Source organism: Ruegeria sp. R13_0, from assembly GCF_017743995.1.
In the GTDB taxonomy this organism is placed as follows: Bacteria; Pseudomonadota; Alphaproteobacteria; order Rhodobacterales; family Rhodobacteraceae; genus Ruegeria.
The window spans coordinates 77020-88906 of the sequence record NZ_JAGHRB010000006.1 but is presented as its reverse complement, the minus strand read 5'-3'; the positions used below and the strand labels follow the sequence as shown (position 1 = coordinate 88906).

General features: G+C 59.4%; 10 protein-coding genes. 6 read left to right on the top strand and 4 right to left on the bottom strand.

Translation table 11 applies throughout. From position 1 onward, the window contains the following. Positions 1 to 100: 100 nt before the first annotated feature. Together J7394_RS09480 and msrA are read left to right on the top strand one after the other, a co-directional pair. Positions 101 to 871 carry a transporter substrate-binding domain-containing protein gene (locus J7394_RS09480; protein WP_170550801.1) on the top strand — a complete coding sequence of 257 codons (771 nt, stop codon included), beginning with the start codon at positions 101 to 103 and terminating at the stop codon, positions 869 to 871. A 164-nt stretch (positions 872 to 1035) separates the two neighbouring features. Then, positions 1036 to 1707: a peptide-methionine (S)-S-oxide reductase MsrA gene (msrA, locus tag J7394_RS09475; protein WP_209252585.1), complete on the top strand. Its 672-nt coding sequence runs from the start codon at positions 1036 to 1038 to the stop codon at positions 1705 to 1707. On the opposite strand, the gene J7394_RS09470 is transcribed toward msrA, so the two are convergent. Together J7394_RS09470 and J7394_RS09465 are read right to left on the bottom strand one after the other, a co-directional pair. After that, a complete protein-coding gene (locus tag J7394_RS09470) occupies positions 1704 to 2576 on the bottom strand; it encodes a ribokinase (protein WP_209252584.1) in 873 nt (290 codons plus the stop codon). The two genes, msrA and J7394_RS09470, sit on opposite strands and share 4 nt — an antisense overlap. Next, a complete protein-coding gene (locus J7394_RS09465) occupies positions 2573 to 4834 on the bottom strand; it encodes an NADP-dependent malic enzyme (protein WP_209252583.1) in 2262 nt (753 codons plus the stop codon). The genes J7394_RS09470 and J7394_RS09465 overlap by 4 nt, the downstream gene beginning before the upstream one ends. 161 nt (positions 4835 to 4995) lie before the next feature. Here J7394_RS09465 and mutS point away from each other — a divergent pair, with 161 nt between their 5' ends. Beyond that, the gene (gene mutS / locus J7394_RS09460) at positions 4996 to 7608 is read left to right on the top strand and encodes a DNA mismatch repair protein MutS (protein ID WP_209252850.1); all 2613 of its coding nucleotides are present in this window, start codon (positions 4996 to 4998) and stop codon (positions 7606 to 7608) included. A gap of 58 nt (positions 7609 to 7666) precedes the next feature. Here the strand turns inward: mutS and J7394_RS09455 are convergent, their stop codons facing one another. Both J7394_RS09455 and hrcA read right to left on the bottom strand, forming a co-directional pair. Beyond that, a complete protein-coding gene (locus J7394_RS09455; protein WP_170470713.1) occupies positions 7667 to 8230 on the bottom strand; it encodes a nucleotide exchange factor GrpE in 564 nt (187 codons plus the stop codon). Positions 8231 to 8240: 10 nt separating this feature from the next. Next, positions 8241 to 9305, bottom strand: coding sequence for a heat-inducible transcriptional repressor HrcA (hrcA, locus tag J7394_RS09450; protein ID WP_170380211.1), 1065 nt, complete (start codon positions 9303 to 9305; stop codon positions 8241 to 8243). A 112-nt stretch (positions 9306 to 9417) separates the two neighbouring features. Between hrcA and rph the strand changes: the two genes are divergently transcribed. From rph to hemW, 3 genes are read left to right on the top strand one after another with little or no spacing between them, the layout of a single operon-like run. Next, complete coding sequence (gene rph / locus J7394_RS09445) at positions 9418 to 10131, top strand: ribonuclease PH (RefSeq protein ID WP_209252582.1); 714 nt, start codon at positions 9418 to 9420, stop codon at positions 10129 to 10131. Then, positions 10128 to 10742, top strand: coding sequence for an RdgB/HAM1 family non-canonical purine NTP pyrophosphatase (gene rdgB, locus J7394_RS09440; RefSeq protein ID WP_209252581.1), 615 nt, complete (start codon positions 10128 to 10130; stop codon positions 10740 to 10742). The genes rph and rdgB overlap by 4 nt, the downstream gene beginning before the upstream one ends. Then, on the top strand, positions 10732 to 11886 hold the full coding sequence (gene hemW / locus J7394_RS09435) for a radical SAM family heme chaperone HemW (RefSeq protein ID WP_209252580.1): 1155 nt from the start codon (positions 10732 to 10734) through the stop codon (positions 11884 to 11886). The genes rdgB and hemW overlap by 11 nt, the downstream gene beginning before the upstream one ends. Position 11887: the final 1 nt, after the last annotated feature.

Here is an 11887-nt window from a genome sequence, read left to right as displayed (position 1 = left end):
CGCGGGTGGATTGATTTATTGGGCCTGCGCCCCCTATCCCGCTTAAAACAACGAACTATATATGGCAGCAAGTCCCAGCTGCCACCAACAGGAGAATTAAATGAACACAATCTGGAGAGCAGCCGCTGCCGCTGCGCTTGGTCTGGTCTTGTCAGGCGCAGCCCAGGCGCAATCGGCGCTGAACGAAATCCTGGATTCCGGTGTGTTGAAGGTCGGCACGACAGGCGACTGGAACCCGATGTCCCTGCGGGATCCGGCTACGAACAGCTACAAAGGCTATGACATCGACATCATGAACGAGCTTGCCGCCGATCTGGGGGTTGAGGTCGAATACGTCCCGACCGATTGGAAAACACTGGTGAATGGTGTTGTGGCAAAGAAATACCACCTGACCGGCTCGGCCTCAATCTCGCCGCCGCGCATGAAGGTTGCCGGATTCTCGGACAGCTATATCTCGGTTGAGCTGTTCCCTTACACGACCAAGGACAAGGCCGACAAATTCGACGGGTACGATTCGATCAACCAGCCGGGTGTGACGGTCGCGACAACGCTGGGCACCACCTTTGAGAAGCGCGTCCGCGAGTGGTTCCCGAATGCAGAAATCAAAGTAGTCGAAGCCCCCGCGCGTGGTTTTCAAGAGGTGATCGCTGGACGGGCCGATGTGTTCATCACCTCGAATATCGAAGGCTCGACCCTGGAAGAGAAGTTCCCGATCGAGCGTGTGAAGAACGCCGGTCCACGCTCGCCCTCGCCGATTGCGATGATCCTGCCGCAGGACGATCAGGTCTGGATCAACTATGTGAACAACTGGATCGAGGTGAAGAAGGCCCAAGGCTTCTTTGAGGAAAACAAAAACAAATGGGGTCTGTGACCCTGCCAACGCCCGGCCTACGCAGCCGGGCGTTTTTTTTTCGCCGGTCGCGTGGGTAAACAGATCGGTCAATAAACTCGGGTCACCAGCGCGTGACATTCCATGTCAGGCAATTGCAACTTGTCTAAACACCGGTCACCTTGAGTCTCGGAAGGAGACATACCATGACCCGGACTGCATATCTCGACTACCTAAAACCCGCCCTGTTGTTCACCTGGATTGCACTGGCCGCAACCTTGCGCGCCGTTCCGGCCCCGGCTGCAGGGACCGAGACACTGACGGTTGCCGGTGGATGTTTCTGGTGTGTTGAATCCGATTTCGAATCCGTACCCGGCGTCATCGGTGCTGTGTCCGGGTTCACCGGCGGCTCGGTCTCGAACCCGACTTATGATCAGGTGACCAAAGGCGGTACGGGCCATTACGAGGCGGTTCAGATCACGTTTGATCCCGCGCGCGTCTCACGTGAAACGCTGCTGAACCTGTTCTTCCGCTCGGTCGATCCCACAGATGCGGGCGGTCAGTTCTGCGACCGCGGTGACAGCTACCGCACGGCCATTTTCGTCTCTAACGCAGGGGAAAAAGCGCTTGCGCAACAGGCAAAGACCAACGCGCAACGGGCCCTTGGCCAAACGGTTGTCACCCCGATCCTGCAGGAGGGTGCGTTTTTTCCGGCCGAGGAATACCATCAGGACTACTACAAAGGTGACAAGCTGGTCTTCACCCGCTTTGGCCCCAAACGCCAGAAGAACGCCTATAAAGCCTACCGCAATGCCTGCGGTCGGGATGCTCGGGTGAAGCAGCTTTGGGGAAGCGACGCGCCCTTTGCCGGATCTTAATCCAACTGCGCGTCCCGGACTTCCCTCAGATCCGGAATGACATCCGCAGTACCGTGCCGCGTGACCATCAGGGCTGCGGCACGATTTGCTTGTAGAATGGCCTGCTCCATCGGCATGCCACGGTCCATCCCGGCCAGAACATAGCCGGTGAACGTGTCCCCCGCGCCCGTCGTATCCACCGCCTGCACCTTATGCGCAGCGAAATCCACGGGGTCACAACCCTGCTGCAGATACCGCGCGCCTTTCGACCCAAGCGTAACGATCACATGGCGTACCGGCAGTTCCGCTGCATCCAGCCCGGTTTCCTGCTGCAATTGCTCGGCCTCGACTTCGTTGAGGATCAGGAAATCCAGATATGGCAGAACCTCTTGCACCGATTGCGCCTGAAACGGCGCGGCGGCGTAGCAGACGGTCAGACCAAGCTCATGCCCCAGACGGGCCGCTTCGACCTGTGCATTGGTTTCGTTCTGCAAAACCAGAATATCCCCGGTATTGGCCGAGGCCAGCGCCTGCCCGATCTGCGCTTTGTCCAGCGCGTGGTTGGCACCGGGGTAAAGGATGATCAGGTTCTCGCCCTGCGCGTCCACGGCAATGATCGCGTGACCGGTCGGCACATCCACTTCGGCGATGAACCGCGTGTCGACGCCATATTCCGTCAGCCGATCCTTGGCCCAGCGCCCATCCGGACCCACGGCACCGATATGGTTGACCCGAGAACCCGCGCGCGCTCCGGCAACGGACATATTCGCCCCTTTGCCGCCCAGAAAACGCTCAAGACCGTCTGCCGCCAAGGTCTCACCTGCCGCAGGCAGGTGCGGCAGGCCGTAAACCATGTCGGCATTGATCGAGCCCAGGTTCCAGATCGTCATGACTTGCCAATATCGCAGGAGGCCAGAATGGCCATGTTCAGGATATCATTGGCCGTCGACACGGTCGAACAGATCTGAATCGGCTTGTCGACACCAGACAGGATCGGGCCGATCACTGTGGCTCCGCCCATTTCCTGCATCAGTTTGGTCGAGATCGAGGCCGAGTGCCGTGCGGGCACGATCAGGATGTTGGCCGGCCCGGTCAGGCGCTGGAACGGGTATCCGGCCTGCTGATCCACATTCAAGGCAACATCGACGGTCATCTCGCCTTCGTATTCGAAATCAACGCCGCGCTGGTCCAGAACGGCAGGCGCACGGTGCATCTTTTCGGCCCGTTCCGAGACCGGATAGCCAAAGGTCGAGAAGCTGACAAAGGCCACGCGCGGCTCAAGCCCCATATGGCGGGCCACGGCGGCCGAGCGTTCAGCGATATTGGCCAAGTCGTTTTCATCCGGCCATTCATGCACGAGCGTATCGCCGATCAGAACAATGCGCCCCTTGTGCAGCAGCGCCGTCACGCCAGCAGCGCCATGAGCCGCGTCCGCGTCGAACACATGGTTGATCCGATCCAACACATGAGCCGACTTGCGCGTCGCCCCGGTCACCAGGCCGTCGCCATGCCCATGCGCGAGCATCAGGGACGAGAACACATGCCGGTCCCGCGCCGCCAAACGGTGAATGTCTTTGCGGTCAAAACCCTTGCGCTGCAAACGCTTGTACAGGAAGTTCGAATAGGTCTCGAGATGGGTGGTGTTGGCGGCGTTCACCACCTCAAGTTCACGCACCGCGTCGCCCAGACCGGCTTCTTCCAGCTTGGTTTTCACATCATCTGGACGGCCCACAACCAGCGCCTTGCCAAAGCCCGAGCGCTGATAGGTCACCGCAGCGCGCAACACACGCGGATCGTCGCCCTCGGCAAAGATCATGCGGCTTTGCGCCTGACGCGCACGGGCGTTCAGGCCGCGCAGGATGCTGGCGGTCGGGTCCATGCGGGACTTGAGGCTCAGCTCATAAGCCTCCATGTCGATGATCGGACGGCGGGCCGCTCCGGTATCCATCCCGGCCTTTGCGACCGCCGGCGGGATGCGGTGGATCAGGCGCGGGTCAAACGGCGTCGGGATGATGTAGTCGCGGCCAAATGTCAGCGACTTGCCATAAGCCATGGCGACCTCATCCGGTACATCCTCACGCGCCAGACGGGCCAGAGCATGGGCACAAGCGATCTTCATCTCGTCATTGATGGCGCGCGCATGGATATCCAGCGCACCGCGGAACAGGTAGGGGAAGCCCAGAACGTTGTTCACCTGGTTCGGATAGTCGCTGCGGCCTGTAGCAACGATCGCATCCACCCTGACCTCATGCGCCTCTTCCGGCGTGATCTCAGGATCCGGGTTCGCCATCGCGAAAATCACCGGATTGTCGGCCATGCTTGCAACCATATCCTGCGTTACGGCGCCCTTGACCGAAACGCCCAGGAATACATCCGCACCTTTCATGGCGTCTTCCAGGCTGCGCAGATCCGTGGTGATCGCATGGGCCGATTTCCACTGGTTCATCCCCTCGGTCCGGCCCTGATAGATCACGCCTTTGGTGTCACAGACAATGCAGTTCTCGTGCCGTGCGCCCATCGACTTGAGCAGCTCGATACAGGCAATCCCCGCAGCACCCGCGCCGTTTAGAACGATCTTAACATCTTCAATTTTCTTGCCCGAAATATGCAGCGCATTCAGCAGACCCGCCGCGCAGATCACCGCCGTGCCGTGCTGGTCATCGTGGAAAACCGGGATGTCCATTTCTTCCTTAAGGCGCTGTTCGATGATGAAACATTCCGGCGCTTTGATGTCTTCGAGGTTGATGCCGCCAAAGGTCGGCCCCATCAGACGCACCGCGCGGCAGAACTCATCCGGGTCCTCGGTGTCCAACTCGATATCGATCGAATTCACGTCGGCGAACCGTTTGAACAGGACGGATTTCCCCTCCATCACCGGTTTTGAGCCCAGCGCGCCAAGATTCCCAAGGCCCAGAACGGCGGTCCCGTTCGAGATCACAGCGACCAGATTGCCCTTGTTGGTATAGTCATACGCCGTCTCGGGCGCTTCGGCGATGGCTTCACATGGAACAGCGACGCCGGGGCTATAGGCCAGCGAAAGATCGCGCTGCGTGGTCATGGGAACGGTGGCCTGCACCTCCCACTTGCCGGGGGTCGGGTCGAGGTGAAAGGCCAGCGCCTCTTCTTTGGTGATCTTCGCTTTGGGCATCTTAAATGTCGTTTCCATGACTTCGGGGCTGATGCGTCATAGCGCAGCCACGCGCGGGCCTCAACGAGAATGAGTTTTCGGCTTTTACAGAAGATGGGGGATTTGTAAGGTCACGTCCGGAACACGCCAGAAGGGGGCCGCTTTTGTCCACAGTCACGCCGATGATGGCGCAGTATCTCGAGATCAAAGAGGCCCATGCCGACGCCCTGCTGTTCTACCGTATGGGCGATTTCTACGAGATGTTCTTCGAGGACGCCGTCAACGCCGCCGAAGCGCTGGACATCGCCCTGACCAAGCGCGGCAAACACAATGGTAACGATATCCCGATGTGCGGTGTCCCGGTGCATGCAGCCGAGGGCTATTTGCTGACCCTCATCCGCAAAGGCTTCCGCGTGGCCGTCTGCGAACAGATGGAAAGCCCTGCGGAAGCGAAGAAAAGAGGCTCTAAATCGGTGGTAAAGCGCGATGTCGTGCGTCTAGTGACGCCCGGCACGCTGACCGAAGACGCCCTGCTTGAAGCCCGCCGCCACAACTTTCTGGCCACCTATGCCGAGGTCCGGGATGAGTCCGCACTCGCCTGGGCCGACATCTCGACCGGGGCGTTTCACGTGATGCCTTTGACCTCGGTGCGCCTCAGCCCCGAGCTGGCACGTTTGGCCCCTTCCGAACTGATCGTTGCTGACGGGATGGAGCAGTCGTTGAACGAAACCATCCGCGACCTCGGAATTTCGCTGACACCCGTCGGGCGGGCCAGCTTCGACAGTACCGCAGCGGAAAAACGCATCTGCGGACTGTTTCACGTGGGCGCGCTGGAGGCATTCGGGTCCTTTGGCCGGGCCGAGATTTCGGCCATGGGTGCCCTGATCGACTATCTTGAGATCACGCAGAAGGGAAAACTGCCCCTGCTGCAAACACCCTTGAAGGAATCCGAAGACCGCGTGGTGCAGATCGATGCAGCCACGCGCCGCAATCTGGAACTGACCCGATCCCTGTCGGGCGGTCGCGCCGGATCGTTGTTGTCGGTGGTTGACCGCACAGTCACGCCGGGCGGCGCGCGGTTGCTGGAACAACGCCTCTCAAGCCCGTCGCGCAATTTGGATGTGATCCATGGCCGTCTCGACGCGGTCAGCTTTGCCTCAGAGGACAGCCTTATCGCATCAGACCTGCGCGAGGCCCTGCGCAAAACCCCCGATCTGGACCGCGCCCTGTCTCGCCTGTCGCTTGAACGTGGCGGGCCCCGCGATCTGGCCGCCATCCGCAACGGCCTGACCCAAGCCGCCGTAATTGCAGGCATCTGCGAGGGACAAGATTTGCCGGTCCTGCTGGCAACCGCCTTGCAAAACCTTGTTGGCTTCGACAACCTCCTGAACCTGCTGGATGAGGCTTTGGTGGCCGAACCGCCCCTGCTGGCCCGCGACGGAGGTTTCATCGCCCCCGGCTTTGAACCCGAACTGGACGAAGCGCGCACCCTGCGCGACGAAGGCCGATCTGTCATCGCCGGGTTTCAGCAGAAATATGCGGAACACACCGGGATCACCTCGCTGAAGATCAAGCACAATAACGTGCTGGGCTATTTCATCGAAACCACGGCTACGCATGCCGAGAAGATGCTGAACCCGCCGTTCTCTGAGACCTATATCCATCGCCAAACCACAGCCAATCAGGTGCGGTTTACCACAGTCGAACTCTCGGAAATCGAAACCCGGATCTTGAACGCTGGAAACTTGGCGCTTGAGATCGAAAAGCGTCTCTATAAAAGGCTTTCTGACGAAATTTTAGCCCTCGCCGCCCGTCTCAACCAAGCCGCCCGAGGACTGGCCGAGCTGGATCTGACCACCTCACTGGCCGATCTCGCACGCGGTGAGAATTGGTGTCGCCCGCAGGTAGATACTTCGCGCGCCTTTGAGGTTCAGGGCGGACGCCACCCGGTGGTCGAACACGCGCTGCGCCAGCAAAGCGGCGATGCCTTCGTCGCAAATGATTGCGATCTAAGTGCCGAAGACGGGGCCGCGATTTGGCTGCTGACCGGTCCCAACATGGCCGGTAAATCAACCTTCCTCCGCCAGAACGCCCTGATCGCCCTACTGGCCCAAATGGGCAGCTACGTCCCTGCGGAACAGGCCCATATCGGCCTTGTCAGCCAGCTTTTTAGCCGCGTCGGAGCCTCTGACGATCTGGCCCGAGGTCGCTCGACCTTCATGGTCGAAATGGTCGAAACCGCCGCCATTCTGAATCAGGCCGATGACCGCGCCCTGGTCATTCTGGATGAAATCGGCCGCGGTACCGCCACCTATGACGGCCTCTCCATCGCCTGGGCCACGCTGGAGCACCTGCACGCTGCCAACCAATGCCGCGCCTTGTTCGCCACGCATTACCACGAACTCACCGCTCTTGCTGGAAAGCTCAAAGGCGTCAACAACGCCACCGTGACCGTGAAGGAATGGGAAGGTGAGGTCATCTTTCTTCATGAAGTTCACAAGGGCGCCGCCGACCGGTCCTATGGCGTGCAAGTCGCCCAACTGGCGGGGTTGCCTGCCTCAGTCGTCGAACGTGCCCGCATCGTATTGGATCAACTGGAAAAAACCGAGCGTGAGGGCGGTAAACAAAAAACCCTAATTGACGACCTTCCGCTTTTCTCAGCCGCGCCACCACCGCCGCCTGCACCGAAAGCCTCACCGGTCGCGGACATGCTGAACGACATCCTGCCAGACGAGCTGACCCCTCGCGAAGCACTCGACCTGATCTACAAACTGAAAGAGGCGGCCAAATCCTGACCGCCCCTTCTTCTGTTCAAAAATACCTCCGCCGGAGGCTTGGCCTCGCAGAGGCCAATCAGCTCGCAGGTGTCGACGACACGCCAACCTGCGCCGGGCGCAGCAAACGGTCGTGCAACATAAACCCTTCAGCCGAAACCTGAATGATGTCCCCCGCGCGGGTTCCCGGTACCGGAGCTTCAAACATCGCCTCATGCACATTCGGGTCAAACCGATCCCCAACCTCAGGCGTGATCACTTCGATCCCATGCTTCTGGAACACGTCCTTCAGCGCCCGCATGGTCAGCTCAACACCTTCCAGCAAACCGGCAGCCACTTCTTTTTGCTCATCAGTCGCGGCCTCAAGCGCGCGTTTCATGTTGTCATAGACCGGCAGCATGTCGCGGGCCAGTTTCGACCCACCATATTGCTCCGCGTCCCGGCGGGCCTTGTCGCCACGCTTGCGTGCGTTTTCCGCATCAGCCAAAGCGCGCATGAACTTGTCTTTGTAGTCATCCCGCTCGGCGCGCAACTCATCCAGTTCCAGCGCCTCGTCGCTGATCTCAGCGAACTCTTCGGCCAATTCTTCCGCTTCGGCCGCCATGATGTCGTCCAGAAATTCTTCGTTCTTGGGCTCTGCCATCTCTTACCCTCTAGCTCCGGTCGGATATCAGCTTGCCGACCAGTTGCGCCGTATAATCCACGATCGGTACGATCCGTCCATAATTCAAACGTGTGGGCCCGATGACCCCAACCGCACCAATTATCTTACGATCAGCGTTCATATAAGGAGACACCACCAAAGAGGAACCCGAAAGTGAGAAAAGTTTGTTCTCAGAGCCAATAAAAATGCGCACACCCTCGCCTTCCTCGGTCAATTCAAGGAATTCGGCTATGTCGCGCTTGCGTTCCAGATCATCGAACAGGGTGCGAATGCGGTCCAACTCCTCGGCCTCACCCGAATCCGCCAGAAGATTCGCCCGACCGCGCACGATCAGACGGGCCGAGTCGCTTCCATCCCCGTCCCAGGCCGCAATCCCGCTTTCTACCATCTCGCGAGCTAGAATATCAATCTCTTGCTTACGTGCGTCAATCTGCGACAGCATTTGACGGCGCACTTCGCTGAGCGTTCGCCCCTCGATCAGCGCATTCAGGAAATTCGCGGCCTCTCGCATCGAACTGGGCGTCTGACCCGGTGGCGGCGTGAACAGCCGATTTTCGACATGCCCATCCGAGAAAACTAGAACCACCAGCGCCCGATCATGCGCCAATGAGACAAACTCGATATGTTTGATTTCGGCCTCGTGTTTTGGCGTCAAAACCAGTGATGCGCCATGTGTCACGTGTGACAAGGCCGAGCCCACGCGATCCAGCATTCCGCCAACATCGCCTGCGTTAGAGCCTAAAGTCTCATCCAGCTTCTGCCGATCGTCAGCGCCCAGATCGCCGACCTCAAGCAATCCGTCTACGAACATCCGCAGCCCCTGCTGCGTCGGAATTCGTCCTGCAGACACATGAGGGCTGTCCAGCAGACCCAGAAACTCAAGATCCTGCATCACATTGCGCACGGTTGCGGCACTGACTTTTTCGGAAAGGGTTCGTGTCAGGGTGCGGCTTCCCACCGGCTCACCGCTTTCCAGATAGCTTTCGACGATCAGCCGAAACACCTCACGCGACCGGTCGTTCATCTCTGACAGAATTCTGCTGGCTTCGCTCATTCTCGGTCCCCTGCTGGACTGCCATTAAATCGCAGGTAAATGAAAGGTCAATCGGGGTTGCATCGTAATGCCGCAGGACGTTATCCCCAACCCAGCAAACAAAGGAATTCCCATGCGACCCTCAGGACGTGATCTAAACGAAATGCGCGCCGTTTCAATCGAGACGGGCTTCACCAAACATGCCGAAGGATCTTGCCTGATCAAGATGGGCGACACCCATGTGCTGTGTACTGCCACGATCGAGGATCGTGTGCCGCCCTTCATCAAGGGTTCTGGCCTTGGCTGGGTCACTGCCGAATACGGCATGCTGCCCCGCGCAACCAACACGCGGATGCGGCGTGAGGCGGCTTCGGGCAAACAAGGCGGTCGTACCGTCGAAATCCAGCGCCTGATCGGCCGAGCCCTGCGGGCCGGCGTCGACCGGGTTGCATTGGGTGAGCGCCAGATCACCGTTGATTGTGATGTCATACAGGCGGATGGCGGTACCCGCTGCGCCTCGATCACCGGTGGCTGGGTGGCGCTGCGTCTGGCCGTGAACAAGCTGATGAAAGCGGGTGACGTGATCTCAGATCCCTTGGTAGACCCTGTTGCAGCCGTTTCTTGCGGCATCTACGCGGGTCAGCCGGTTCTGGACCTCGACTACCCCGAAGACAGCGAGGCGGGCGTGGACGGCAACTTCATCATGACCGGCTCGGGCAAACTGATCGAAGTCCAGATGAGCGCCGAAGGCTCGGTCTTCAGCCGCGTGCAGATGGATCAACTGATTGATCTGGCCGAAAAAGGCGTGGGTGAGCTGGCTGCCGCCCAAAAGGCAGCCACCGCATGACCCGCAAGTTCGACGGGGACAGACTGCTGGTCGCCACGCATAACAAAGGCAAGCTTGAGGAGATGGCGCATCTCCTCAGCCCCTTTGGCGTGACGGTGGTTGGCGGGGCTGAGATGAACCTGCCCGAACCGGAAGAGACCGAGGACACCTTTGTCGGCAATGCCCGGATCAAGGCGCATGCTGCCGCCAAGGCCACCGGTCTGCCTGCCCTGTCGGACGATTCCGGAATCACCATCGACGCGCTGGACGGCGCGCCGGGCGTCTATACGGCCGACTGGGCCGAAACAGACAATGGCCGCGATTTCATGATGGCCATGACCCGTGCCAACAACGAATTGGAGGCTAAGAACGCCCCTCACCCGCGCACCGCGCAATTTCGTTGCACGTTGGTTCTGGCCTGGCCCGACGGTCATGACGAAGTGTTCGAGGGCATCGCGCCCGGTCATCTCGTCTGGCCAATCCGAGGTAAAGACGGCTTCGGGTATGACCCAATGTTTGTCCCCGAAGGTCATGACATTACCTTTGCCGAGATGGATCGTTGGGAAAAGAACAAGATCAGCCATCGCGGCCACGCGGTGGAGATGTTCGTGAAGCGCTGCTTTGGCGGATGATTGGCGCAACGGGGGCTTTGGCCTGTATGTGCACTGGCCCTTTTGCGAGGCCAAGTGCCCCTATTGCGATTTCAACAGCCATGTTTCTAAAAATATTGATCAAAAACAATGGCTTGATGCCTATCTAGCCGAACTGCGCCGATCAGCCATTGAAACGCCCGACAGGGTTCTAAATACGATCTTCTTTGGCGGTGGCACCCCGTCACTGATGAACCCCGACACCGTTTCAGTCGTCATTGACGAAGCCCGCAGCCTCTGGCGGCCCGCCAACGACATGGAAATATCGCTCGAGGCCAACCCCGGTTCGGTCGAGGCCGGGCGCTTTGCCGCCTATCGTGACGCCGGCGTCAATCGGATTTCGATGGGTGTGCAGGCGCTGAACGATGAAGACCTCCGCCGCTTGGGTCGCATCCATACGGTCGCCGAAGCACGCGCCGCCTTCGACATCGCCCGCGCCTGTTTCGACCGCGTCAGCTTTGATTTGATCTACGCGCGCCAACATCAAACCCTTGAATCTTGGCAGGCCGAGTTGACCGAGGCCCTGTCGATGGCTGTCGATCACCTGTCGCTCTATCAACTGACCATCGAAGAAGGCACCGCCTTTGGGGATCGCTATGCGGTCGGTAAATTGCGCGGTTTGCCCGAGGATGACCACGCCGCGGATATGTATTTGGCGACGCAAGAGATCTGCGAGGCACACGGTCTGCCCGCCTATGAAGTCTCCAACCATGCCCGCCCCGGCGCCGAGTCGCAGCACAACCAGATCTATTGGCGCTACGGCGACTATGTTGGTATCGGACCCGGCGCGCATGGTCGCGTCACTTTGAACGGACGGAAGTTCGCGACGGAAACCCATTTGTCCCCGAATACTTGGCTGAATGCGGTTTCCAACGGATCCGGAGAAAGTGATCGAACCGAGGTTCTTCTGATCGAACAGGCCGCTGAATACCTGATGATGTGTATTCGTTTGAGAGAAGGCCTAGATATGGAGAGATACAGCGCGCTCTCCGGACACCCTCTCCCCAAAGACAAGCTCGACTCTCTGTCCGACCTTGGCATGATTGAGCTGTCAGACTCGCGACTGAAAGCCACCAAAGACGGGCGTGCCGTTCTGAACGCGGTTATCCGCGAGTTATTGGAGTAGC

What these genes read in the sequence shown, in the direction of transcription:
- J7394_RS09480 (WP_170550801.1), top strand. Translation starts at nt 101, where the DNA reads ATGAACACAATCTGGAGAGCAGCCGCTGCCGCTGCGCTTGGTCTGGTC.
- msrA (WP_209252585.1), top strand. Translation starts at nt 1,036, where the DNA reads ATGACCCGGACTGCATATCTCGACTACCTAAAACCCGCCCTGTTGTTC.
- J7394_RS09470 (WP_209252584.1), bottom strand. Translation starts at nt 2,576, where the DNA reads ATGACGATCTGGAACCTGGGCTCGATCAATGCCGACATGGTTTACGGC.
- J7394_RS09465 (WP_209252583.1), bottom strand. Translation starts at nt 4,834, where the DNA reads ATGCCCAAAGCGAAGATCACCAAAGAAGAGGCGCTGGCCTTTCACCTC.
- mutS (WP_209252850.1), top strand. Translation starts at nt 4,996, where the DNA reads ATGATGGCGCAGTATCTCGAGATCAAAGAGGCCCATGCCGACGCCCTG.
- J7394_RS09455 (WP_170470713.1), bottom strand. Translation starts at nt 8,230, where the DNA reads ATGGCAGAGCCCAAGAACGAAGAATTTCTGGACGACATCATGGCGGCC.
- hrcA (WP_170380211.1), bottom strand. Translation starts at nt 9,305, where the DNA reads ATGAGCGAAGCCAGCAGAATTCTGTCAGAGATGAACGACCGGTCGCGT.
- rph (WP_209252582.1), top strand. Translation starts at nt 9,418, where the DNA reads ATGCGACCCTCAGGACGTGATCTAAACGAAATGCGCGCCGTTTCAATC.
- rdgB (WP_209252581.1), top strand. Translation starts at nt 10,128, where the DNA reads ATGACCCGCAAGTTCGACGGGGACAGACTGCTGGTCGCCACGCATAAC.